Below are 22,431 nucleotides of genomic sequence, written 5' to 3'. Positions count from 1 at the left end.
GACGCCCGTCTCCCTCTTGCCGGGGATTTTCGGGCGATGTGCCTCATGTCGGAGCGATAGGCGGTCCTCCTTCGCTGCCGGTCATGTCATATCCTTCGCCATTATCCGGCCGCAGCACAAGATGGCCGATCGCGGTGTTGGAACAGGGCACATGATAATGGCGGTGGAGCGCGCGGGTCTTGCTGCCCAATGCGCCGCGCATGATGAGCCACATCACCATCTCGATGCCCTCGCTGCCTGTTTCGCGCAGATATTCGATGTGCGGGATGCGGCGCAGATGGTCGCTCTCCCCGATCAGGCCGTCAAGGAAGCGATTGTCCCATTCCCTGTTGATGAGGCCCGCACGCGCCCCCTGAAGCTGGTGGCTCATGCCGCCCGTGCCCCATATCTGCACGTTCAGGTCCTCGGGGAAGCTCGCCACCGCCCTGGCGATCGCCTCGCCCAGCGCCCAGCAGCGATTGCCCGACGGCGGCGGATAGGTGACGACATTGACCGCCAGCGGAACGACCTTGCACGGCCAGGCGTCGGGCTTGCCGAACATCATGGAAAGCGGGACGGTCAGGCCGTGGTCGACATCCATCTCGTTGATGATGGTCATGTCGAACTCGTCCAGGATCAGGCTCTGGGCGATATGCCAGGCGAGGTCGGGATGCCCCTCCACATCGGGGACGGCGCGCGGCCCCCAACCCTCGTCGGCGGGCTTGTAGCGTTCGCCGCAGCCGATGGCGAAGGTCGGGATGATCTTCATGTCGAAGGCCGACGCATGATCGTTGTAGACCAGGATCACGACGTCGGGTTTCTCCGCCTTCTCCCATTCGCGGGTCCAGTCATAGCCGGCGAAGATGGGCCCGAAATACTCGTCCCGATCCTTGCCGAAATCCGACGCGACGCCCAGCAGCGGCACATGGCTTGATGCGACGCCTGCGGTAATGCGGGCCATCAGCGTTTCTCCTTGATGGACCGAAGCCCTTCGGGGGAGCGGCCCCCTTTGTTCATCATCTCCCGATATTCGGGAAAGCTCATGTCGGTCATCGTGCTGACCGCCTCGGCAAAGGGCAGGCCATCCGTCGAGAACAGCTTGGACAGGAAATAGATGTTCCCGCCCAGGTCCAGGCACGCATTATAGTCGCGCGCGAGCAACGCCTGCTTCTGCGCCTCGGTCAGCGGCCATTCGTCCATATAGGCGCGCTCGTCCGCCTTGAACCGCTCGCGATTCTCCGCCTTCATCAGGCTCATGGCGAACTGGTTCATGTGATAGCCCTGCCGCGCGCGCTTCGCGGTAAAGACGCGCGTGCCCGGAATATCCTCGAACTCGGCGAGATATTCATGAATGTCCTGATGCGCGGGGTGTTCGGTCGTCATAGTCCCCGCTCCCTCAGCATCGCGTCCAGCCGCGAGAAGACGCGGCGGGCATTGCCCTCGAAGATGGCGTGCTTTTCCTCCGCGCTGATGTCGAGCGCGTCGACATAGCGCTTGGTGTCGTCGAAATAATGACCTGTGGTCGGGTCGATCCCGCGCACGGCGCCGACCATTTCGGATCCGAACAGGATATTCTTGTTGTCGATCACATCCGCCAGCAGGTCGATGCCCGGCTGGTGATAGACGCAGGTGTCGAAGAAGATGTTGTTCATCAGATGCGTGTCGAGGCTGGGTTTCTTGAGCATGTCGGCCAGCCCGCGATAGCGCCCCCAATGATAGGGCACGGCGCCCCCGCCATGCGGAATTATGAAGCGGAGAGTCGGGAAATCGGCGAACAGGTCTCCCTCCAGCAACTGCATGAAGGCGATCGTGTCGGCCGCGATATAATAGCCGCCGGTCGCATGCATCGCCGGGTTGCAGCTCCCCGAAACATGGATCATCGCCGGCACGTCCAGCTCCACCATCTTCTCGTAGAACGGGTACCAGTAACGGTCGGTGAGCGGCGGATGCCGGAAATGCCCGCCGCCCGGATCGGGATTGAGGTTGCAGCCGATGAAGCCCATGTCGACGCAACGTTCCAGTTCCGCGATGCTGTTCGCCATGTCGGCCTGCGGCGACTGCGGCAACATGCACACGCCGGCAAATGTGTCGGGGAACATGGCCACGACCCTGGCGATCAGGTCGTTGCAGCGGATCGCCCATTCCCTGGCGACTTCCGCATCCCCGAAATGGGGCGCCATGGCCGATGCGCGGGGGGAGAAGATGGTCAGGTCAGCGCCGCGCTCCCTGATCAGGCGCAGCTGGTTGGACTCGATGGTGTCGCGGATCTCGTCGTCGGAAATTTCCGGATAGGCGGGGGCGGGCACGCCTGCCTTGTATGCCGCCTTCTGTTCCTCGCGCCAGGCGTCATGCCCCTTGGGCAATACGGTATAATGGCCGTGACAGTCGATGATCAGGCTCATGCGGCATCCGCCTTTCGTGCATTTGATTGAATGATCTGGCTGATCTTCGCGCCCAGCCCCTTGCCCGGCGCTTTCACGCCCAGCGCGCCGATCGCGTGCTGCCGTTCCACCGTGCCCCGGCTCATCGCGGCGCCGGTGCCCAGCCCGTCGAGCGTGCGGACCACCTCTTCCATTTCGGCGGCGCGGCGCAGGCCATGGATCATCATGCGATCCAGATTATAGTCCGCCCGGTCGCCCCATGATTGCGCCTTGTCGCTGGCGTCCAGGGAAGCGAGCACTTCCTCGCGCACGCCCGCCGCCTCGGCCGCCAGCACGCATTCGGCGGTCAGCGCCTCCAGCCCCTTCACCATGACGGATCGGATCATCTTGATGGAGGAAGCGCGGCCGACGTTTTCGCCGACCAGATTGATGTTCGAAAAGCCAAGGGCCGCCAGCCGGGACGCGGCCTGCGCGGCCATGGACCCGCTCAGCAGCAGCGGAACGGACAGGCGCGCCGGGTTGACCGGCGCCATCACCGCCACGTCGACATAATGGCCGCCCGCCGCCTCGACCAGGCGCGCGGCCTGCTCCTTCGTCTGGGGGGCGACGCTGTTCATGTCGCAATAGATCGATCCGGCGCGCAGCCATGCCGCCGCCGCCTCCGCCACGGCCAGCGCCTGGTCCGCGGTCACCAGCGACACCACCAGATCGGCGCCGGACAAGGCCTGCTCCAGCAACGGCGCACATGTCACGCCGGCTGCGGCATAGGCCTCCCGCATCGCCTGCGCGTCGGCGGGATCATCCGTCTTGCGGTCGAACACATGGGCGCGCGCGCCCCATTTGCCTGCCCCTGCAAAGGTGGACCCTGCCTCGCCAAATCCGATCAGACCCAGTTCCTGCTCCATCCTGCGGGGCATGGCGCATAGCCCGGCGGTCCGCCAATCGAATCCATGCGCCCCTTATAAGAATTTACGAATATATGTTGCCGGCCTCGGTTTCCACGGCGTCCAGGAAGCGGGCCTGCAGGCGCGTCGGACGCCAGCCCGCCCGAATGGTGACGCCGATGGTCCGGCTGACCGAACCGGGTGCCGGACCGATGCCGGCGACAATCCCCACCTCCAGTTCCAGCGCGAGCTGGTCGACCGACAGCAGCGTCAGATAATCGCCTCCCAGCAGCAACTGCCGGATCGTCATCACCGAACCGCACTCGATCGGCACGGCCGGCAACGCTCCGCCCAGCGCGGCGAACATGCGTTGCCACAATTGTCGCAGCGGTGCGCCCTCGGGCGGCAATATCCAGGGAAAACGGCGCAGGTCATCGGGGGTCCACCCACCTGCCAGCGGATGTCCCGCCCGCCCGATGATGATCGGCCGATCCTCGAACAGCGGCCGTTGCACCAGATCCTGCCCGATCGAAGGGTCGCGCAGCGCGCCGATCATCATGTCGATCTCCCCGTCGCGCAACGGCCCGACAAGCTCCGCATGGGAGCCTTCATGGACGCTGATGTCGACATGCGGGAAGCTTGCGCGGAAACTCGCGATCGCGGCTGGCAGAAGGCGCGCGCGCGACAGCGGCATGGCGCCGACGATGATCCGCCCGCCTTCCTGCCCGCCTATATCGGCCATGTCTTCCAGCCCGGACCGCAGCTCCGCCAGCGCCAGCCGCAACCGTCGCGCCAGCGCCGCGCCCTGCCGCGTCAGCACCAGTCCTCGACCCCGCCGCTCGGCCAGCCTGTAACCCATGGCCAGGCCCAGATCGCTTACCGCCCGGTGCAGCGAAGGTTCGGTCACGCCCGCTTCGGCCGCCGCCGCCGGGTAGCTGCCCGCCCGCGCCAGCGTCACGAATGCGCGGATCTGCGCCGCCGTGACCCGGCTGCTGCCGATCAGGCGCAATGCCGCGTCCACGCGCGGCGCCAGCGCCAGCGCCGCCTCGGTCGGGGCCATGCCGCCCGGCTGCCGTTCGAACAGCGGCAGTCCCAGTTGCGCCTCCAGCTTGGCGATGCCCTGGGTCACGGCGGGCTGCGTCAGATTGACCGCGCGGGCGCCCAGAGAAACGCTCCCCCGCTCGACGACGGCGGCCATGGCCGCAAGATGACGGATATTGAACTGGTCAGGAGCCATGGTGGATAATTAGCAAAAATTTATGGCCGGCGCATAGATCGGATTTGTCCCCATTCACCGCCTCGTTCATGGAAATGCGAATTGCATTGCATGGGGAGCAGGATCATGTCCGGCGTCGTTGTCCAGAATATCGAGCGGGCGGACCTCTCCGTCATTGACGGCCTCGCCCGATGCGGCGTCGCTACCGTGCACGAGGCGCAGGGCCGCACCGGCCTGCTGGCGCCCTATATGCGCCCCATCTACCCCGGCGCGCGGATCGCGGGCAGCGCGGTCACCATTTCGGCACCGCCGGGCGACAACTGGATGGTCCATGTCGCCATCGAGCAGTTGAAGGAAGGCGACGTCCTCCTCCTCGCGCCCACCAGTCCCTGCACCGACGGCTATTTCGGCGATCTCCTCGCAACCTCGGCACTGGCGCGGGGTTGCCGCGGGCTGATCATCGACGCCGGGGTGCGTGACGTGCGCGATCTGAAGCAGATGGACTTCCCCGTCTGGTCGAAGGCGGTACACGCCCAGGGCACGATCAAGGCGACGCTCGGCAGCGTCAACGTGCCCGTCGTCTGCGCCAACGCCCTGGTCAATCCGGGCGATGTCGTGATCGCGGACGATGACGGCGTCTGCATCGTGCCGCGCGCGAATGCCGCAGCGGTGCTGGAAAAGGCGCAGGCGCGCGAGGCGGCGGAGGAGGCGAAGCGCGTGCGGCTGGCGGCCGGGGAACTAGGTCTCGACATCTACAACATGCGGCCGCGCCTGGAAGAAATGGGGCTGAAATATGTCTGATCCCCATCGGTCCGCCCGCGTGATGTGGATGCGCGGCGGCACGTCCAAGGGCGGCTATTTCCTGAGCGAAGACCTGCCCACCGACGTCGCCGCGCGCGACGCCTTCCTGTTGCGGATCATGGGTTCGCCCGACCCGCGCCAGATCGACGGCATGGGCGGCGCCGATCCGCTGACCAGCAAGGTTGCGGTGGTGAAGAAGTCGGAGCGGGAGGGTGTCGACGTCGATTACCTTTTCCTTCAGGTCTTCGTGGACCAGGCCATCGTCAGCGACGCGCAGAATTGCGGCAACATCCTTGCGGGCGTCGGCCCCTTCGCCATCGAGCGCGGTCTCGTCGACGCGCTGGACGATGAAACCCGCGTCGCCATATTCATGGAGAATACGGGGCAGATCGCCATTGCCACGGTGAGCACACCCGGCGGCAAGCCGTGCTATGACGGTGCAGCCAGGATCGACGGCGTGCCCGGCTCCGCAGCGCCCGTCCCACTGGAGTTTCGCGACACGGCCGGCTCATCCTGCGGCGCGCTGCTACCCACCGGCAATGCCTTCGATGTGGTGGAGGGCGTGCGCGTCACATTGATCGACAACGGCATGCCCTGCGTCGTGATGAAGGCGCAGGACGTCGGCATCAGCGGCTATGAGGACCGCGAGACGCTGGACAATGACGCCGCGCTCAAATCACGGATAGAGGCGATCCGCCTGGCCGTGGGCGAGCGGATGAACCTGGGCGACGTCCGGGAAAAATCGGTCCCCAAGATGATGTTGGTCGCGACGCCCCGCAGCGGTGGCGCGGTCACGGTGCGCAGCTTCATCCCGCATCGCGCCCATGCTTCGATCGGCGTGTTGGGCGCGGTCAGCGTTGCCACGGCCTGCCTGATAGAAGGTTCTCCTGCCGCCGAGGTTGCAAGCGTTCCTTCCGGCCCGCGCAAGATATTGTCGGTCGAACATCCGACCGGCGAAACCACCTGCGTGATGGAACTGGACGAAAGCGGCGCCGTCACCAGCGCGGCCATGCTGCGCACCGCTCGCAAGTTGATGGATGGAGAAGTTTTCGCATGAGCGCCCCAGAAAGCAACCGGATCGTTTCCTGGCACGCAAACCCCTCTGTCCCCAGCTTCATCCCGCCGGCGGGGGCGGTCGACGCGCATTGCCATGTCTTCGGCCCGATGGCGCAGTTCCCCTTCAGTCCCAAGGCCAAATATCTTCCTGAAGATGCCGGCCCGGACATGCTGTTCGCGCTGCGCGACCGGCTGGGTTTCGCACGCAACGTCATCGTACAGGCAAGCTGCCATGGCACCGACAACAGCGCGACCCTGAACGGCATCGCAAGGTCGGCCGGCATGGCGCGCGGCGTCGCCGTGGTCGATCCCGCCATCACTGACGCCGAACTCGAACGACTGCACGAAGGCGGTATGCGGGGCGTGCGCTTCAATTTCCTCAAGCGGCTGGTCGACGACGCGCCCAAGGACAAGTTCCTGGAAATCGCAAAGCGTATCCAGTCGCTCGGCTGGCATGTGGTGGTCTATTTCGAAGCGGACATATTGGAGGAAATGCGTCCCTTCCTGGACGCGATTCCGACCCTGATCGTGATCGATCATATGGGACGGCCCGACGTCAGCCAGGGCCCGGACGGCATGGACATGAAGGCGTTCCGCCGCCTGCTCGACAGTCGTGATGATATATGGACCAAGGTGACCTGCCCTGACCGGCTCGATCCCAAGGGCGCGCCCTGGGACGATTTTGCCCGCTCCGTCGCGCCGCTGGTGGCGGACTATCAGGATCGGGTGCTGTGGGGCACCGACTGGCCGCATCCCAATATGGAAAAGGCCATTCCCGACGATGGCGCGCTGGTCGACATGATCCCCCGCATAGCCCCGACCGTAGAGTTGCAGCGCAAGCTGCTCGTCGACAATCCCATGCGCCTTTACTGGCCGGAAGGCTGACGGCGATTTTCCCGGTCAGGCCGGGTGGTTTGATTGCGGTCTCGGCTTGCGGAGGATCAGATGTTTGCGGCTCTTACGGCTCGTAATCGCGGCATGGGAAGATCGCCATCGGCTGTTTGCGATATCCAGTCGATGAACCCGCCGATGCGTTTCGCGACCTTTGCGCCGTGGCCCTGGTGAATATCGGCAAGCCGATGGGCCAGATATGGGTTGGAAAAGCGATCAAGCGTCGTTGCGACATAGTCCCTGGCCTCATCACCCATTCCGTGCCGTGCGAAGCCGGGGATCACTTCGTCGTTGAAAACATCGCGTAGCGCAGCGGCTTCGTCCGGGTCGTGCATGGCATCGAGAACCGTCATCTCCCCCCGGGCGCCTGCTCGCGCCCAACGGTCGGCAAGCCAGCTATGGCCGAGATTCAGAATGTGTAACTTCAGGCGTTCGAACCGTTCCAGTTCATCGGTGATCACGATTGCGGGGTGGCTGAAGGGCAGGGCAAGGCCAGGCCGGCTCCCGATCGCCCATAGTGCATAGGGTTCGGCAATCGCGCCCAGCGGTTCCAGCGGCTCGCTGACGATGCGGTCGACGAGCGTATCGGGCCAAAGGCAATCTGCATCGAGCCACCGAAGAAAGTCGGCAGACAAAGCCGATACGCGGGCCAGTTCGGCCACAGAGCGATGCAGCGTCTGGCCATTCGACGGAACCAGTTCGCAAGGCAGGATGGTGATGCCCCCCATAGCAGCGGCCCAGCGGCGGTACAGCAGTGCCAGCAGCAGCAGGGCAAAACCGCCGCGAGGCGGTTCATCGCCCACCAGGGCGGCCGCAGCGGTTTCAGTGTCGCCCGGCGCGACATAGCCGCTGTCGCCGGTGTTCGAGACCACATGCGTCGCTTTGGTTGTGAAAAGGTCGCGGATTTTCGTCCAATCCGTCGCAACTGCATAGCCCGCAACCACACTGCGCACCCGCGTCGTACCCTCGATCGGGCTGCCGTCGATCAGCCCGCGTATGATCACGTCGAAACCGGCCGGGTCGCCAAAGGCCGTGACGCGGCTGGTGCGGGCAGCGTCGCGCGTGGTCTTGACCACGACAATGGGGGGCACGTCCGCGCCAGCGAGGCGCGCTTCATGCGCGAACAGGTCGACATGCGCCTGCAGGAATCGGCTTGTTCCAAACTGGATGATCACGCCGTCTCATTGCATGAAAGAAAATGAAATAACATATATAAAAATAGACATGAGATTCTTCAGCCTGAAAAGGAGGGGAATGGAAAGGCTCCATTCATAATTACTCATACATAAAATCACTCTTCGGCGAATTATCACGCCTTTGACCAGGGCAGCTTGTGAAGCCGGCTTACGCATCATCGCTCCGGCAAGTCAGGATAAACCTTGTGCCGGTTAAGGCGTGCGCATCCATGGAAAATCCGAACCCGGCGCCAGCGCATGGTCATAGAGCGCTTGCCTTCTTCAATATTGTATGACTAATAAGCATGCCTTGATCGAACGCGGTCTTTGGATCGCGCTTGAATGGGCAGCGCGGTGGAAGCCAGCCATCGGCATTGTTCTGGCAACGGATTCCGTCGCGCGACGATCGATAATCAAAAGGGGTGAAGGAATGCTGCGTTCGCTTTATTGGGCCAGTGCCGGATTGGCCATGATCGCCGCAGGGCCGGCATTCGCGGACGATCTTGCCGCAACCGGCGGATGGAGCGCTAATACCAAGGGTCAGGCTGCAACCCCACCGATGGGCTGGAACAGCTGGAACGCTTTTCATGGCGACATTGACGAGGAAAAGGTTCTCGCATCGGCGAACGTCATCGTTAACAGCGGACTTGCCGCCAAGGGCTTCAAGAGCATCAATATCGACGACGGCTGGTGGTTGAAGCGCGATATGGCGACAGGTCGCGTGATAATCCGCACAAAGACATTCCCGTCGGCGGCGATGCCGGACGGCTCCACCAGCTTCAGGCCGTTGACCGACCGGCTGCACGCAATGGGACTTCGGGCGGGGATTTATTCGGATATCGGGCGCAACACCTGCGGGCAGGTCTTTGGCAACGGTTCGAGCACGAACCCGGAGGGGTCTGTGGCCGAGCGCGAAGTCGGGCTTTACGGCCATGTGGATCAGGACATCGGGATCTTCTTCAAGGAATGGGGTTTCGACTACATCAAGGTCGATGGTTGCGGCATCCGCGCCCTGCCGACTTCCAGTCCGTTGGTGAAGAACGGCACCTATCGCGCCTTTCCGCCCTTGATCGACTTCGATTCCATCCAGCGCACCGATGTCAAGGCGGTCCGCGGGTTGTTCGAGGAGGTTGCGCAGGCGCTGGACCGGCATAATCCGGACGGGCAATATACCTTCTCGCTGTGCATCTGGGGATCGGCGGACGTCCGCAGCTGGGCAGCCAAGGTTGGCAACCTGTCGCGAACGAGCGAGGATATCACCCCCCAGTGGAGCCGTATGCTTCACAACATGGACACGGCGGCGCGGCGCGAGCTTTATGCGCACCCTGGGTCTTGGAACGATCCCGACATGCTGTTTATCGGCAGCGGCGAGTTCGACGCCGCCCATATGACCGAAGCGCGCAGCCATTTCAGCATGTGGGCCATGCTCAACGCACCGCTGATCATCGGATTCGATCTTCGCAAGGCCAATGCCGAACAGCTTGCCGTCCTGGGCAACAGCGCGATCATCGCGCTCAACCAGGATCCTGGCGGACATCAGGCCGTCCTGGCTTATGATTCCAACGATCTGCAAATCTACGTCAAGACGCTGGCGAACGGCGACAAGGCGGTTGCCCTCCTCAATCGGACCAGCGCCCCGATCGAAGCGGACCTGACGGCTGCACAGCTTAAGCTGGCCTCCGACGCGCAGATCGGCATGACCGATCTGTGGAGCGGCAAGACCATGCAGTTCGTCGGAGAGACCAAGCTGCCGGTGGGCCCCCGAGAGACGCTGGTCTATCGCGTCTCGGGCCAGCATTTGCTCCCCAATGGATCTTATCTGTCGGAGCTGCCCGGCAACGTCTATCCGGCGGCCGATGGCGTCACGGCGCGCCAGCTCGATCCCATGATTCATCGCGGGCTGGGGCCGTGGACTGGCACGCGGGGCGGGGGCGAACCGCCGCGTTACGCCGGTTGGGGCGGCGCTCGCGCCGATCGCGCTCCATGGGGCCAGGAACTGAGCATTTCCGGCACCAAATTTCCGTACGGTATCGGAATCATGGCCAATTCCCGGATCGAGGTGCGCAATCCGGGCAAGCGAAAGCTGGTTGCACAGGTAGGGATCGACGATTCAGGTGATGCCGGCGGGCGCCGGGTTCGGTTTGAAATTTATGGTGACCGAAAGCTCCTGTCCCAATCAGCATGGCAGGCTGCGGGAACAGCTCCAGCATCGATTGAGGCATCGGTTGCCGGTTATCGCATCATTGAACTGGTTGCCCGGACTGACCGGCCCGGCGGTGGTGATTTCCCGGTAAGCTGGGGCAGCGCGGCCCTGACTGACTGAGGGATGGCATAGCCGCGTCCTGCCGGTTCAGGGTTGGTCGTCATCCCTGAACCGGCAGGCGTGATATGCGCCCATCCCGATTTCAGCAGCTCCCGCCTTACATCAATGAACGGGGCGTTCCCGTAGACCGATAGAGGGAGGAGGCGGACAGCCAATTAGGCCATCCGCCGGGAATGATTTCGATCACGAGGCCGGATGGATCACTTCTTGCCGGCACCCTCCAGCAGGGCGTCGAGACCTTGCTGGTCCTTGATCTCGGTCGTCCAGCGGTTGATGAGGTCACCTGTATCCCACAGGAAGGGACGAAGGCCGTTCTCCAATGCCTTTTGGGTCACATATTTCATCCAATGTGCCCGCGAGGCCAGGTGCTTTTCCAGATCCAGCGGCGTCGTGCGCCGTGGCGCGCCATATTCGCCCAGCATGACCTGTATGCCCTTGCTTACGAACATCTGGTTGGCAAGCGCCATATGGTCGTCGACAGTGGGCTCTTCACCCCAGGTGGCGTTGCGATCCGGCTCGATCGTCGAATGGAAGTCCTTACCCCAATAATAGAACATCCGACCCCATGACGCGTCCTCGGACAGGATGCAGAAATTGGGAGGACTGTAGAAATGGGGTTCCACCATCAACCGGTCGCTCACAGTGTCGGTCGGCATATGCGTCCACAAGGTCTTGGACAGGTCCATGTTGACGTTGGGAAGCTGTAGTACCAGCACGCGATAGGCGTTCCTTCCGCCGGTGGAGCGGACCGCGTCGATGAAGCTTTGGTGATAGCTGTATAGAACGTCCATCTGCGTGGCCGTGTCGCAGTTCGGCTCGTTCGCGCTGGCGAAGATCAGCCGCTCGTCAAAGTCACGCATATGCGTGGCGATCTGCTCCCAGAACGCCTTTTGTTTCGCGTTGACGGCATCCTTCTTTTCAACCGTGACGTTGTTTTCGAGCCAGCCGCCGTCCCAGTGGATGTTGAGCATGACGTACATGTCGGCGTTGATGCAATATTGCACCACTTCCCTGACGCGATCGAGCCAGCTCGCCTTGATCTTCGCCGTGGCCTGATCTGCATATTGATCCCACGCGCAGGGCAGGCGGATCGCATCGAAGCCGGATGCCTTGGCCTTGTCGACAAATGCCTGGGTGATCATTGGATTGCCCCAGAAGGTTTCCCCGCCCGTGGCTTCCAGCGTGTTGCCGATGTTCAGCCCGAGCTTGAACTTTGCGGCGACCTCTGCGGCGGTTCCCATGCCGGTCGAGATCGCGGAGATCGGGTTCACATTGTAGCTGGGGTAGAGGCTGGGCGGAGGGGGTGGTGGAGGCGGCGGAGGCGGAGGAGGTGGCGACGGCGGCGGTGGTGGGGGCGGGGCTAATCCTGATTCGCTGCCGCCGCCGCAACCCGCGGTTGCCAAGGCAAGGGCTGACACGACTAGCTCACGACGCCGCAGTTTCACACGCTCTCTCCATGGTTTAGCTCATGATGGAACGCCGCCTGTTCGGTTGATGGCGTCCCGATTTTATGCCCTATCACTCCAAAACCGTCAGAGAGGGGATTTTGCGTATATAAAAATAATAGTTCACAATTGCAAAAGAAACTCATACAAATTATGCTTTGGAGGATGATCGCGGAGGTCCTCGCATCGCGATGCCAGCGGGATACCGAAAGATGCATTGCTACATTTCTCGCGATCTGCAATGATTACTCAGACAATAATGCGAATCCGGCCGAGGAGCATGTGCAATTCGCGTTGCCGCCAGAATTTCCCGGGTCGCCATTGGTGGGATCGCAAATTGCAGGGATGGGTGATCGCCGCGATTAGCCGGGTGGAGAGAAGGGTGCCGAGTGGAGCATTGTGACGAACATCGTGGTCGCTATCGATCTTGGGATCCAGCGCGATTGCTGCACAGCAGTGCAAAATTTAAAAATCAACTTGCATATATGCAAAAACCTTCCCTAGTTGTGAATCATGGGAAAGGATAAGAATTTGTGGGGCAATGCACGGCTTGCGCCAATCGGCTTTGGTGGGGCGGTCATCGGCAATCTCTACCGGGCTGTGCGCGACATTGACTCGGTCCACGCGGTGCACCGTGCGTGGCGAAGCGGTGTTCGGTATTTCGACACGGCGCCCTATTACGGCATGGGTTTGTCGGAGCAGCGCCTAAGAGTGGCCCTTTGCGATCTGCCGCGCGATCAGTTCGTCATTTCGACCAAGGTCGGGCGCCTGCTCGACCCGACAAGCGAAAGCCTGCACCCCATGCGCGACGGATTTGCCGACCCGCTGCCGAACAAGGTGCACTTCGACTACAGCTATGATGGGGTGATGCGCTCGTTTGAAGAGAGCCTGCGCCGGCTGGGGTTGGATCGCATTGAACTGCTCTACGCGCATGATCTGGGATCGTTGACGCACGGAGCGATGCATTCGCACCATTTCGCGCAGTTCGCGGAGGGCGGTTACCGGGCCATGGACGAACTGCGCGCCAGCGGGGCGGTGGAAGCGATCGGGCTTGGCGTCAATGAGACCGCGGTGATCGACCAGGCCATGGCGGTCGGACGCTTCGATTGTTTCCTGCTGGCCGGGCGTTACACCTTGCTGGAACAGGAACCGCTGAACGGATTTTTCGATCGTGTCGCAGCCCATGGGGCGCGGATCGTGGCCGGCGGCGTCTACAACAGCGGTATTCTGGCGACTGGAACGCGCTCGGGCCAACCCGTCTATTTCGACTATGCGCCTGCGCCGCCCGAGATAATCGCGCGGGTCGGTCGGATCGAGGCGCTCTGCTATGAGGCCGGAGTGCCCCTGGCTGCCGCGGCGCTGCAATTCACCCGCGCGCATCCTGTTATCGCGTCGGTTCTGGTCGGGCTTGGCAGCGCCGATCTGGTCGACCGCACGCTGGCCCTCGCGAGCGCCCCGATCCCGTCATCTTTCTGGACGGCGCTGAAGGATGAAGGAGTTATTCCGGACAACGCGCCGGTCCCTGTTGTCCAAGAGTTGCAAGGCTGACGCGGATGATCGATGCGCATCAGCACTTCTGGCAGTTGGCCAATCCGTTCACTGACTGGCCAACCCCCGACCTGGCGTTGATCCACCGGGATTTCCTTCCTGCCGACCTCGCGCCGCTGCTGGCTGATGCCGGCGTGACCGGAACCGTTCTCGTCCAGGCGGCTCCGGCGGTTGAGGAAACCCGCTTCATCCTGAAACTTGCCGAGCGGGCCGCCCATGTCAAAGCGGTGGTCGGCTGGATCGACTTTGCCGCGACGGATGCACTGGACCAGCTATCCGCGCTGGTTCGCCGTCCCCTGCTCAAGGGATTGCGCCCGATGATCCAGGGCGAGCCTGAACCGGGCTGGATATTACAGTCGGCGTTCGGCCCCTTGCTGGAGGCGATGGCCGTCGCCGGGCTGCGCTTCGATGCGCTGGTGCTTCAGCACCAGATCGACGATATTGTCGCGCTCGCCGCGCAGCATCCCGATTTGCTTATCGTGCTCGATCATTGCGGCAAACCGGCCATCGCTTCCGGCGACAGCGCTGCATGGCGGAATTCCATCGCGCGGCTGGCGGCGCAACCGAACGTCTATTGCAAGGTTTCGGGCCTGTGGACCGAGGCAGGCGATGATTGGTCGGCGGCGACGATCGCCCCTTATGTCGAGGCGGTTCGCGCCGCCTTCGGTACGCAGCGGCTGATGTGGGGCAGCGACTGGCCGGTATTGAATCTGGCCGGGGGATATCGGGACTGGCTCGACCAGGCCCTGGCCCTGTTCGATGATCTCGACGCTGGCGAACGCGCCGCCGTGTTCGGCGGCAACGCGGCACGCTTCTATGGATTTTCTTATGACTGATCGCGTCCGTGTCATTGCCCTGCACCCCGCCGACAATGTGGTTATCTGCGTCGCTCCCATCGATGCGGGAGAGCAGGTGGAAATAGATGGGGCACCAGTGATCGCGGCAGGCGCGGTCGGCCTGGGGCACAAGCTGGCGCGCCGCGATTTGGCGAGCGGCGACAAGGTGATGCGCTATGGCATCCCGATCGGCACCATGACCAGCCCTGCAGCAAGAGGAGAACATGTGCACCGGCACAACCTGCGCAGCGACTATATTCCGTCGCACGAACGCGACGTGCTGCGGGACGGAGATCCGACATGAACGATGCTCCTGTCCTTTGGAATGGCTATCTTCGGCCCGACGGGCGCAAGGGCATTCGCAACGTCGTGCTGGTCGCCTATCTGGTCGAGTGCGCGCATCATGTCGCGCGCCGGATCGTGACGGAGGTGGCGGACGATAATGTCCAGCTAATCGGTTTTCCCGGCTGCTTCCCCAATGCCTATGCCGATACGATGATGACCCGACTGGCGACCCATCCCAATGTGGGCGGGGTCTTGTTGCTCTCGCTGGGCTGCGAGGGGTTCGACCGCGAAGGGTTGGCGGAACGGATTGCCCGATCCGGCCGCCCGGTGGAGACGCTGGTCATCCAGCAGCAGGGCGGCACGCGCAAGACGATCGAAGCCGGCGTGGCCAAGGCACGCGAACTGCTCGCCGTCAGCGCCGAAAGCACGCCACGGGTGCAAATGGGGATTGTCGATCTCGTCGTCGGGACGATTTGCGGCGGGTCCGACGGGACCAGTGGCATCACCGCCAATCCGGCCGTTGGTCGAACCTTCGACCGGCTGATCGCGGAACAGGGAACCTGCATCTTCGAGGAAACCGGTGAACTCATCGGTTGCGAACAGATCATGGCCGAACGAGCGATCACGCCCGAACTTGGTGTCTTGATCGAACAGGTAGTGGAAAAGGCCGAGCGCTATTATACCGTCCTTGGTTATGGCAGCTTTTCGCCCGGCAACGCCGAAGGCGGGCTGACGACGCAGGAGGAAAAGTCGCTCGGAGCCTATTCCAAGTCCGGGAACAGCCCGATTTCGGGCTTGCTCAAACCCGGCGATCATCCTTCCGGACCTGGGCTTTACCTGCTGGACGTGGTGCCTGATGGCGAAGTCCGTTTCGGCTTTCCCAATATTTCGGACAATGCCGAAATCGTCGAACTGATTGCCTGCGGTTGTCATCTGGTCCTGTTCACCACCGGGCGCGGTTCCGTGGTCGGATCGGCGATCAGCCCGGTCATCAAGATCTGCGCCAACCCCGAAACCTATGCCCGCATGTCGAGCGACATGGATGTGGACGCAGGGCGCATCCTGGCGGGTGCGGCCGATCTCGATCAGGTCGCCGACGAGATCTACGACGCTGTGGTCGATATCGCAGGAGGCAGGCAAAGTCTTTCAGAAGAACTCGGCCACCAGGAATTCATCCTGACCTACAAGCAGTTCGAGGCGGCAGGTCCGGCCTGCCTGCCGAACAGGAGTCGAACATGACCCCCAGTCCCTTCGGCCTCACTGGCAAGAGGGCGCTGGTGACGGGCGCCGGGCAGGGGATCGGCAAAGCCTGCGCCGAATTGCTGGCAACGCAGGGCGCGGATGTCCTGGCGATCGACCGCAATGCCGAAACATTGGCGGCGCTGGCGGGATGCCGCACCCGCCTTGTCGATGTGACCGACCCTGAATCAATCGCCGCGCTTTTCGCGCAGGAGGGTGCGGCCTGGGACATTCTGGTCAATTGCGTCGGCAAGGTTCATGGCGGCACGCTGCTTGACAGTACCGAGGCCGATCTTGACGAAGCCTATGCGATCAACGTGGCGGCGATGGTCCGGGTGATCCGCGCCGTCCTGCCCGGCATGGTCGGCGCGGGGGGTGGTTCGATCGTCAATATCGCCTCGGTCGCCGGCGCGATCATCGGCGTGCCCGATCGCTTCGTTTACAACACGACGAAGGCCGCCGTCGTCGGCCTGACCAAAGCCATCGCCGTGGACCATGTTGCCGAGGGCATTCGCTGCAATGCGGTTTGTCCAGGCACGGTCCGTTCGCCCTCGCTGGAGGAGCGGCTGCGCGTGACGGGTGATTTCGACGCTGCGCTTGCCCGGTTTTCAGCGCGGCAGCCAGTTGGGCGATTGGGCAAGCCGGAGGAAGTGGCGGCGGTCGTCCTGTGGCTGGCCAGCGATGCGGCGGCTTTCGTGACCGGGCAATGCCATGTCATCGACGGAGGCTGGTCCAACGCCTGACGGCAGGTGATCAAAGGAAAAGCAAAAAGGGGAGGGTGCGCAGTGTCATCCATGCATTACGAAGCAGCAGAGCCGTCAAAGAGCCATGCCGATGGCCGGGCGACCCTGGTAGAGCGCCGCTTCCTGGTGGCTTTCGCGGTGGTTACCAGCCTGTTCTTCATGTGGGCAATAGCCAATAATTTCAATGATATCCTGATCAAGCAGTTCCAGAAGGCGCTGGAACTGTCGCGGATGGAGTCGGGCCTGGTCCAGACGGCCTTCTACTTCGGCTATTTCACCTTCGCCCTTCCTGCCGGATGGTTCATTGCCCGGCACGGCTACAAGGCAGGCATCATCGCGGGGCTTGGCCTTTACGCGGCCGGCGCGCTGCTGTTCTGGCCGGCGGCCGGAGTGCGCGCCTTCGGCTTTTTCCTTGTGGCGCTCTACATCATTGCAGCGGGCCTCGCCTTTCTGGAAACCGCGGCCAATCCGCTGATCGCTGCCATGGGTCGGGAGGAGAGCGCGGCGCAGCGCCTGACTTTTGCACAAAGCTTCAACGGGCTTGGCGGCGTGATCGCGCCCTTCCTGGGCGGCGCCCTGATCTTTTCGGGCATCGAGCACAGCGCCGCCGAATTGTCGGCCATGCAACCCGCGCAGATCGAAGCCTATCGTGCGGCCGAAGCCCTTGCGGTACGGCTGCCCTATCTTGCGCTGGCTGCCGTTGTCCTCACCCTTGCCGCGATCGTGGCGCTGACGCGTTTTCCCGTGATCGCCGAAGGGCAGGGTACCGATCAATCCGGTGGCGGACTGGGCGCTGCGCTGCGCCGCCCACGCCTGCGGGCGGCGATCCTGGCCCAGTTCTTCTATGTCGGCGCACAGGTGACGGTGTGGAGCTATTTCATCAATTTCGCTCAGGACCAGACCGACATTGGTGAGAAACTGGCCGCGCAATGGCTGGGCATCAGCCTGTTTCTGTTCATGGTCGGGCGGTTCGCCGGCGCGGGGCTCATGCGCTATGTCCCGGCACCGCGACTGCTGACGGGCTATGCATTGATCGCGGCGGTGCTGTGCGGCGTCGCGATGAGCGCGGGAGGAATGATCGCGGTCGTCGCGCTGGGACTGACCAGCCTGTTCATGTCGATCATGTTCCCGACCATCTTCACGCTCGGCCTTGCCGGACTGGGGCCGAACAAGCGAATTGCCTCTTCGCTGATTGTCATGGCTATTATCGGCGGAGCCATCTTCCCGCCGCTGACCGGCCTTATGGCGGAGCGGCTTCATTCGCTGGCAATGGCGATGTTCGTGCCGCTGGTCTGTTTCCTGGTGATCGCCTGGTTCGGTCGCCGGGTCACCCGTAACATGGCGATGGGAGGAGCCTGATGGCACGGCAGGTCTATGTGCTCGATCTCAGCGACGAGGCGCTGGCGGAAGAATATGAGCGGTGGCATCGACCGGGCAACGTGCCCGCGCGGGTGTTGCAGGACATCCTTGATGCCGGCAATACGCTGATGGAGATTTATCGTACCGGCGACAGGCTGGTGATGATTACGGAGACTGCGGGCGACGTGGAGCCTCAGGATCGGACTGGCAGCGCGGAATCCCAGGCCTGGGAGGCGCAGATGGACCGGTTCCAGAAACCGGTGCCGTCAGCCGGCAATGGCGTGAAATGGCAGCCTGCCGAACGCATTTTCATGCTGGCTGAACATCTGCGGAAGGATGTTTGACGCGATGGTTTCCGCTGGGGAAGCGCGCAAGCACGGTTAGGACGGATCGACATTCAGCCCTGACGGCCTGCAAATGTTGGCCTTTCGTGCTTCCGGTGCTCACCTACTGGAAGTAGGCTGCGCGCCGGGTCACGAAAAACCACCATTTTCGGCTCGTCATCATCTGAATGTCGATCCGTCCTAGGGCTGGTAGCCCAGCCGATCGGAAATCCGCTCCGTCGTGCGGCGCAGCATGTCGCGCGCCGCGTCCATTTCGACCTTCTGCGACCCGTCGATCAATGAGAGGAACGGAATGGTCAGGGCCGCAACCACATCCTTGTCGAAACCGAAGATGGGGAAGCTGATGTCGGTGACGCCGTAGGTTATCGGGCTGGGACGACTGTCGAAACCGGCCAGGCGGATCGCCTCCCGCCGCTCCGCCAGCCATTCGCGGTCGACCGTCACATGCCGTTCTTCCTCAACCTCGCGCACGATCCGGTCGACCCGTGCCTGGTTGGAATAGGCCAGGATCACCTGGCCCGAACAACTTTTGAGGATGTCAACGATCGTACCGACCTTCAGGGAAAATCCTCGCGTGCCAGGCTGCTCCTCACGCGCGACGACCATCCCGTGACCCGTGGCGGGCACCACCAGATGGCAGGATTGGCCCGTTTCCAGCGCCAGCCCCTGCATTTCAGGTAAAGCGGCCCGCACCAGATCCTGCGATGGCGTGGCCCGGAACGCAACGTCCAGAAGCTTGTAGCTCACCGTGTATCGGTCTGTTGTCTGGGACTTACGCAAATATCCCAGATTCTCCATCACGACGATGATCCGGAAAAGCTCGCCCACCGTTCGCCCCAGATCGGCGGCGATTTCGCTGACCAGCGCCCCTTTGGGGTGGGTGGCGAGGTATTCGAGAACCTCAAAGGTCTTTTCGACTGCTGGTGCCGCGTAGGCGCGCTTGAGTTCGGATCGCGGCACGTTCGTTCATCCCCCTGGCATTCGATGGCGGCACCGTCATCCGATTTCGTCAATCGAAGGTTCAATTGCAACTTGAAAATATGTTTGTAAATATGCAAACAGATGCAGACGATCACCTCATAGAGGTGCGCATCAGGGGAGAATCGGATGTCGGGCTTTACCAAGCGCCAATTACTTGGGGCACCGTTGGCGGCTGCCTTGGGTTCGGCGCTCCCTCCTGCGAGCGCCAGTGCGCGGCAGGGCGTGGCTAGGATCGCCGGCGGCCGTTTTGATTCGTCGGTCGCAAGTCTGAACAATTATGAAGTCCCTTCCTGGTTCGCCGACGCCAAATTCGGGATCTGGGCACATTGGGGTCCCCAGGCGGTTCCGGGGCAGGGCGACTGGTATGCGCGCTTCATGTATGTTCCCGGCCATCCGCATTACGACCATCACCTCAAGGCCTACGGTCATCCTTCGGAAAAGGGCTATAAGGACATCATTCCGCTCTGGATGGCGGAGAGGTTCGATCCCGATGCGCTGATGACGAAATACAAGGCGGCGGGAGCCAAATATTTCGTCTCCATGGGTGTTCATCACGACAATTTCGATCTGTGGCGCTCGCGCCATCACCGCTGGAATGCGGCGGAGATGGGGCCGAAACGCGACATTGTCGGTGCATGGCAGGCGGCGGCAAAGCGCCAGGGGCTGCGCTTTGGCGTGTCCGAGCATCTGGGGGCAAGCTATACCTGGTGGCATCCCAGCCACCTATATGATCAGTTCTGGCCTATGCTCGGCCGATCCTATGACGGTAGCGACGCCCGCTTTGCCGACCTCTACCACGACAACCGGGGTGAACCGTTCATCAATACCCCGGAGTCCTGGTATACCAAGAATCCGGCCTTTCACCGCCACTGGTTCGACCGGATCAGCGATCTGATCGACAGCTACCAGCCCGACCTGTTGTACAGCGACGGCGGCCTGCCGTTCGGGGAGACCGGGCGCAGCCTGCTCGCCCATCTCTATAACAGCAGCATAGCGCGGACCGGCAAGCTTGAAGCGGTCTATAATTGCAAGCAGACCGGCTCCGGTGAATTCCATCGCAACGCGGTGGTGCAGGACGTAGAGCGCGGGGTGCTCAAGGGCATTCAGGATCGGCCCTGGCAGACCGATACGTCCAACGCGGACTGGTTCTTCAGCGAGAACTTTCCCCATAAATCGACAGCGACGGTCATCGGCCTGCTGGCTGACATCGTCAGCAAGAACGGCAATCTCTTGCTGAACGTCACGCTCTATCCCGATGGCAGCCTGCCGCCGGAATCCGACCAGCTGCTGGTCGAACTGGCCGCATGGATGAAGGTCAACGCCGCCGCTATCCATGGCACGCGCCCGTGGAAGATCCACGGCGAGGGGCCGACCGAAACGCAGGACGGGATGTTTCGGGAAGACGTGGCCTATACGGCGCAGGACATACGGTTCACCACAGGTGGTGGGGCCCTCTATGCGATCACTCTGGGCGAACCGCGCGGTCGCGTTTCGATCGCGTCGCTGGCCGCCGGCAATCCCCATGACCAGCGTCGGATCAGGCGCGTCACATTGCTGGGCAATCCTGCGCAACTCCATTTCCAACAGGACAGCGCGGCCCTGACGGTGACGCTGCCGGACCGACTGCCGAGCCGCCTGGCAAGCGCCCTGCGGATCGATTTCGCATGATAGGAAGGAAAGTTTAGTGAAGATGGGTGGTGAAGGGTCTTGTCCGGGACGCGGCCATTGAAGGCGATTCTGTGCGACGCGCCATTCGCGCTTTCGGTGATAGAACGAGCCCGGCCTCAGCCCGGTCCGGGTGAAGTTCTGCTGAAGATCGCGCGGGTCGGTTTGTGCGGTACCGATTATCATATTTATTCGGGGACCCAGCCTTACCTCTCCTACCCGCGGGTGATGGGGCACGAGATTTCAGGCACGGTTGCCGCGACCGGGGAAGATTCCGCCTTCGGCATTGGTCAGTTGGTGACCGTCAATCCCTATCTGGCCTGCGGCGAATGCCGTGCCTGCCGCCGCGGCAAGCCCAATTGCTGCAGCAACATCTCCGTTCTTGGCGTGCACCAGGACGGTGCAATGAGCGAATATGTGCTTGTGCCGGAAAGGGCACTGATAGACGCTACCGGGCTGTCGCCCGACCACGCTGCGATGGTTGAGTTCCTCGCGATTGGCGCTCATGCAGTGTCTCGCGCGGCTGTGCGCCGCGACGATCGTGTGCTGGTTGTCGGGGCAGGACCGATCGGCGTCGCAGTGGCGCTGTTCGCGAAGCTCGACGGTGCGGATGTGACCTTGATCGACACGCGGCAGGCCCGGCTTGATCATGCGCGCGAGAAGGTTGGCATTGCTCACACATTGTTGGTTTCCGATCAGTTGAAAGCTGATCTGGCGGCGGCAACGGACGGAGAATTCTTTGACTGCGTTTTCGATGCGACGGGTAACATCCAGGCGATGTCCGCAGGACTTGCCTATGTTGCGCACGGCGGCACTTATGTGCTGGTGAGCGTCGTCAAGGATGACCTGATTTTCCCGGATCCCGAATTTCACAAGCGTGAAACGACCTTGCTGAGCAGCCGAAACGCCACTGCGGGTGATTTTGACAGAGTAATAGCTGCCATATGCAGTGGAAAGTTGCCGATGCGTGCTCTTCATACGCACAGCGTGGCGATGAACGACCTGCCGCGCGATCTGCCCAACCTGATCGATCAGGCTGATTCCGTCCTCAAGGCAATTGTGGTCATGTGAGTCATAAATATTTGATTTATCGACAATTTAATCAGTCTGATGGTTCGAACTACAACGCTTTAAACGCCAGGAGGGTAGAAATGTCTGAGGATTATTTTTCTTGCAGAGCCTTGCGCTAAACGACCAATTTGGTTACCTATTCAATTACTCGGACAAAATGATTCGAGGGTTCGTCTGGCGTGATATCGGCTTGATCCGATGCGCGATTG

At 62.2% G+C, this 22,431-nt stretch carries 21 protein-coding genes; 13 read left to right on the top strand and 8 right to left on the bottom strand.

Features of this window, described 5'->3' with window-relative positions:
- Positions 1-43: 43 nt before the first annotated feature.
- From MRBLMC3_RS04825 to MRBLMC3_RS04805, 5 genes are all read right to left on the bottom strand, one after another.
- Complete coding sequence (locus tag MRBLMC3_RS04825; protein WP_363754847.1) at positions 44-940, bottom strand: class III extradiol dioxygenase subunit beta; 897 nt, start codon at positions 938-940, stop codon at positions 44-46.
- Complete coding sequence (gene ligA / locus MRBLMC3_RS04820; RefSeq protein WP_133652244.1) at positions 940-1,362, bottom strand: protocatechuate 4,5-dioxygenase subunit alpha; 423 nt, start codon at positions 1,360-1,362, stop codon at positions 940-942. The genes MRBLMC3_RS04825 and ligA overlap by 1 nt, the downstream gene beginning before the upstream one ends.
- Positions 1,359-2,381 (bottom strand): amidohydrolase family protein, encoded by a 1,023-nt coding sequence (locus MRBLMC3_RS04815; protein WP_363826275.1) that lies wholly within the window; start codon positions 2,379-2,381, stop codon positions 1,359-1,361. The genes ligA and MRBLMC3_RS04815 overlap by 4 nt, the downstream gene beginning before the upstream one ends.
- Positions 2,378-3,265: an NAD(P)-dependent oxidoreductase gene (locus MRBLMC3_RS04810; RefSeq protein ID WP_363826647.1), complete on the bottom strand. Its 888-nt coding sequence runs from the start codon at positions 3,263-3,265 to the stop codon at positions 2,378-2,380. Before MRBLMC3_RS04810 ends, MRBLMC3_RS04815 begins: the two co-directional genes overlap by 4 nt.
- 64 nt (positions 3,266-3,329) lie before the next feature.
- A complete protein-coding gene (locus tag MRBLMC3_RS04805) occupies positions 3,330-4,481 on the bottom strand; it encodes a LysR family transcriptional regulator (protein ID WP_363754843.1) in 1,152 nt (383 codons plus the stop codon).
- Between the two features lie 105 nt (positions 4,482-4,586).
- Here MRBLMC3_RS04805 and ligK point away from each other — a divergent pair, with 105 nt between their 5' ends.
- From ligK to MRBLMC3_RS04790, 3 genes are read left to right on the top strand one after another with little or no spacing between them, the layout of a single operon-like run.
- Positions 4,587-5,261 (top strand): 4-carboxy-4-hydroxy-2-oxoadipate aldolase/oxaloacetate decarboxylase, encoded by a 675-nt coding sequence (gene ligK, locus MRBLMC3_RS04800; protein ID WP_363734568.1) that lies wholly within the window; start codon positions 4,587-4,589, stop codon positions 5,259-5,261.
- On the top strand, positions 5,254-6,318 hold the full coding sequence (locus MRBLMC3_RS04795; protein WP_363826272.1) for a 4-oxalomesaconate tautomerase: 1,065 nt from the start codon (positions 5,254-5,256) through the stop codon (positions 6,316-6,318). The genes ligK and MRBLMC3_RS04795 overlap by 8 nt, the downstream gene beginning before the upstream one ends.
- Positions 6,315-7,202 carry an amidohydrolase family protein gene (locus MRBLMC3_RS04790; RefSeq protein WP_363826270.1) on the top strand — a complete coding sequence of 296 codons (888 nt, stop codon included), beginning with the start codon at positions 6,315-6,317 and terminating at the stop codon, positions 7,200-7,202. The genes MRBLMC3_RS04795 and MRBLMC3_RS04790 overlap by 4 nt, the downstream gene beginning before the upstream one ends.
- A gap of 56 nt (positions 7,203-7,258) precedes the next feature.
- Here the strand turns inward: MRBLMC3_RS04790 and MRBLMC3_RS04785 are convergent, their stop codons facing one another.
- Positions 7,259-8,383, bottom strand: a complete 1,125-nt coding sequence (locus MRBLMC3_RS04785; RefSeq protein ID WP_363826267.1) for a mannitol dehydrogenase family protein — start codon at positions 8,381-8,383, stop codon at positions 7,259-7,261.
- 430 nt (positions 8,384-8,813) lie between these two features.
- Between MRBLMC3_RS04785 and MRBLMC3_RS04780 the strand changes: the two genes are divergently transcribed.
- Complete coding sequence (locus MRBLMC3_RS04780) at positions 8,814-10,706, top strand: NPCBM/NEW2 domain-containing protein (protein ID WP_363826265.1); 1,893 nt, start codon at positions 8,814-8,816, stop codon at positions 10,704-10,706.
- Positions 10,707-10,906: 200 nt separating this feature from the next.
- Here MRBLMC3_RS04780 and MRBLMC3_RS04775 read toward each other — a convergent pair whose 3' ends face one another.
- A complete protein-coding gene (locus tag MRBLMC3_RS04775; protein WP_363826262.1) occupies positions 10,907-11,977 on the bottom strand; it encodes a glycoside hydrolase family 5 protein in 1,071 nt (356 codons plus the stop codon).
- A gap of 705 nt (positions 11,978-12,682) precedes the next feature.
- Between MRBLMC3_RS04775 and MRBLMC3_RS04770 the strand changes: the two genes are divergently transcribed.
- Genes MRBLMC3_RS04770 through MRBLMC3_RS04740 form a run of 7 tightly spaced genes read left to right on the top strand, consistent with a single transcriptional unit; the run spans position 12,683 to position 18,505 of the window.
- Positions 12,683-13,699, top strand: coding sequence for an aldo/keto reductase (locus MRBLMC3_RS04770; RefSeq protein WP_363826259.1), 1,017 nt, complete (start codon positions 12,683-12,685; stop codon positions 13,697-13,699).
- Between the two features lie 5 nt (positions 13,700-13,704).
- Positions 13,705-14,535: an amidohydrolase family protein gene (locus MRBLMC3_RS04765; RefSeq protein ID WP_363826256.1), complete on the top strand. Its 831-nt coding sequence runs from the start codon at positions 13,705-13,707 to the stop codon at positions 14,533-14,535.
- Positions 14,528-14,839: a UxaA family hydrolase gene (locus tag MRBLMC3_RS04760; protein ID WP_363734576.1), complete on the top strand. Its 312-nt coding sequence runs from the start codon at positions 14,528-14,530 to the stop codon at positions 14,837-14,839. The genes MRBLMC3_RS04765 and MRBLMC3_RS04760 overlap by 8 nt, the downstream gene beginning before the upstream one ends.
- Positions 14,836-16,059, top strand: a complete 1,224-nt coding sequence (locus MRBLMC3_RS04755; RefSeq protein WP_363826253.1) for a UxaA family hydrolase — start codon at positions 14,836-14,838, stop codon at positions 16,057-16,059. Before MRBLMC3_RS04760 ends, MRBLMC3_RS04755 begins: the two co-directional genes overlap by 4 nt.
- The gene (locus MRBLMC3_RS04750) at positions 16,056-16,802 is read left to right on the top strand and encodes an SDR family oxidoreductase (RefSeq protein ID WP_363826250.1); all 747 of its coding nucleotides are present in this window, start codon (positions 16,056-16,058) and stop codon (positions 16,800-16,802) included. Before MRBLMC3_RS04755 ends, MRBLMC3_RS04750 begins: the two co-directional genes overlap by 4 nt.
- A 51-nt stretch (positions 16,803-16,853) precedes the next feature.
- Positions 16,854-18,161 (top strand): L-fucose:H+ symporter permease, encoded by a 1,308-nt coding sequence (gene fucP / locus MRBLMC3_RS04745; RefSeq protein WP_363826247.1) that lies wholly within the window; start codon positions 16,854-16,856, stop codon positions 18,159-18,161.
- Positions 18,161-18,505, top strand: coding sequence for an L-rhamnose mutarotase (locus MRBLMC3_RS04740; protein ID WP_363826245.1), 345 nt, complete (start codon positions 18,161-18,163; stop codon positions 18,503-18,505). The genes fucP and MRBLMC3_RS04740 overlap by 1 nt, the downstream gene beginning before the upstream one ends.
- A 180-nt stretch (positions 18,506-18,685) precedes the next feature.
- On the opposite strand, the gene MRBLMC3_RS04735 is transcribed toward MRBLMC3_RS04740, so the two are convergent.
- Positions 18,686-19,465, bottom strand: coding sequence for an IclR family transcriptional regulator (locus MRBLMC3_RS04735; protein ID WP_133652229.1), 780 nt, complete (start codon positions 19,463-19,465; stop codon positions 18,686-18,688).
- A gap of 243 nt (positions 19,466-19,708) precedes the next feature.
- Here MRBLMC3_RS04735 and MRBLMC3_RS04730 point away from each other — a divergent pair, with 243 nt between their 5' ends.
- Both MRBLMC3_RS04730 and MRBLMC3_RS04725 read left to right on the top strand, forming a co-directional pair.
- On the top strand, positions 19,709-21,154 hold the full coding sequence (locus tag MRBLMC3_RS04730) for an alpha-L-fucosidase (protein ID WP_363826242.1): 1,446 nt from the start codon (positions 19,709-19,711) through the stop codon (positions 21,152-21,154).
- 57 nt (positions 21,155-21,211) lie between these two features.
- Positions 21,212-22,222 (top strand): zinc-binding alcohol dehydrogenase family protein, encoded by a 1,011-nt coding sequence (locus MRBLMC3_RS04725; RefSeq protein ID WP_363754829.1) that lies wholly within the window; start codon positions 21,212-21,214, stop codon positions 22,220-22,222.
- Positions 22,223-22,431: the final 209 nt, after the last annotated feature.

This window comes from Sphingobium sp. LMC3-1-1.1 (assembly GCF_040676285.1).
Lineage (GTDB): Bacteria > Pseudomonadota > Alphaproteobacteria > Sphingomonadales > Sphingomonadaceae > Sphingobium.
The sequence above is the reverse complement of the archived record's forward strand: the minus strand, read 5'-3'. Positions and strand labels throughout refer to the sequence as shown.

Excerpts from the sequence above, each read along its gene's own strand:
- MRBLMC3_RS04740 (WP_363826245.1), top strand. The coding sequence starts at position 18,161 with ATGGCACGGCAGGTCTATGTGCTCGATCTCAGCGACGAGGCGCTGGCG.
- MRBLMC3_RS04760 (WP_363734576.1), top strand. The coding sequence starts at position 14,528 with ATGACTGATCGCGTCCGTGTCATTGCCCTGCACCCCGCCGACAATGTG.
- fucP (WP_363826247.1), top strand. The coding sequence starts at position 16,854 with ATGCATTACGAAGCAGCAGAGCCGTCAAAGAGCCATGCCGATGGCCGG.
- MRBLMC3_RS04765 (WP_363826256.1), top strand. The coding sequence starts at position 13,705 with ATGATCGATGCGCATCAGCACTTCTGGCAGTTGGCCAATCCGTTCACT.
- MRBLMC3_RS04790 (WP_363826270.1), top strand. The coding sequence starts at position 6,315 with ATGAGCGCCCCAGAAAGCAACCGGATCGTTTCCTGGCACGCAAACCCC.
- ligA (WP_133652244.1), bottom strand. The coding sequence starts at position 1,362 with ATGACGACCGAACACCCCGCGCATCAGGACATTCATGAATATCTCGCC.
- MRBLMC3_RS04810 (WP_363826647.1), bottom strand. The coding sequence starts at position 3,265 with ATGGAGCAGGAACTGGGTCTGATCGGATTTGGCGAGGCAGGGTCCACC.
- MRBLMC3_RS04795 (WP_363826272.1), top strand. The coding sequence starts at position 5,254 with ATGTCTGATCCCCATCGGTCCGCCCGCGTGATGTGGATGCGCGGCGGC.
- MRBLMC3_RS04755 (WP_363826253.1), top strand. The coding sequence starts at position 14,836 with ATGAACGATGCTCCTGTCCTTTGGAATGGCTATCTTCGGCCCGACGGG.
- MRBLMC3_RS04805 (WP_363754843.1), bottom strand. The coding sequence starts at position 4,481 with ATGGCTCCTGACCAGTTCAATATCCGTCATCTTGCGGCCATGGCCGCC.
- ligK (WP_363734568.1), top strand. The coding sequence starts at position 4,587 with ATGTCCGGCGTCGTTGTCCAGAATATCGAGCGGGCGGACCTCTCCGTC.
- MRBLMC3_RS04825 (WP_363754847.1), bottom strand. The coding sequence starts at position 940 with ATGGCCCGCATTACCGCAGGCGTCGCATCAAGCCATGTGCCGCTGCTG.
- MRBLMC3_RS04780 (WP_363826265.1), top strand. The coding sequence starts at position 8,814 with ATGCTGCGTTCGCTTTATTGGGCCAGTGCCGGATTGGCCATGATCGCC.
- MRBLMC3_RS04815 (WP_363826275.1), bottom strand. The coding sequence starts at position 2,381 with ATGAGCCTGATCATCGACTGTCACGGCCATTATACCGTATTGCCCAAG.
- MRBLMC3_RS04750 (WP_363826250.1), top strand. The coding sequence starts at position 16,056 with ATGACCCCCAGTCCCTTCGGCCTCACTGGCAAGAGGGCGCTGGTGACG.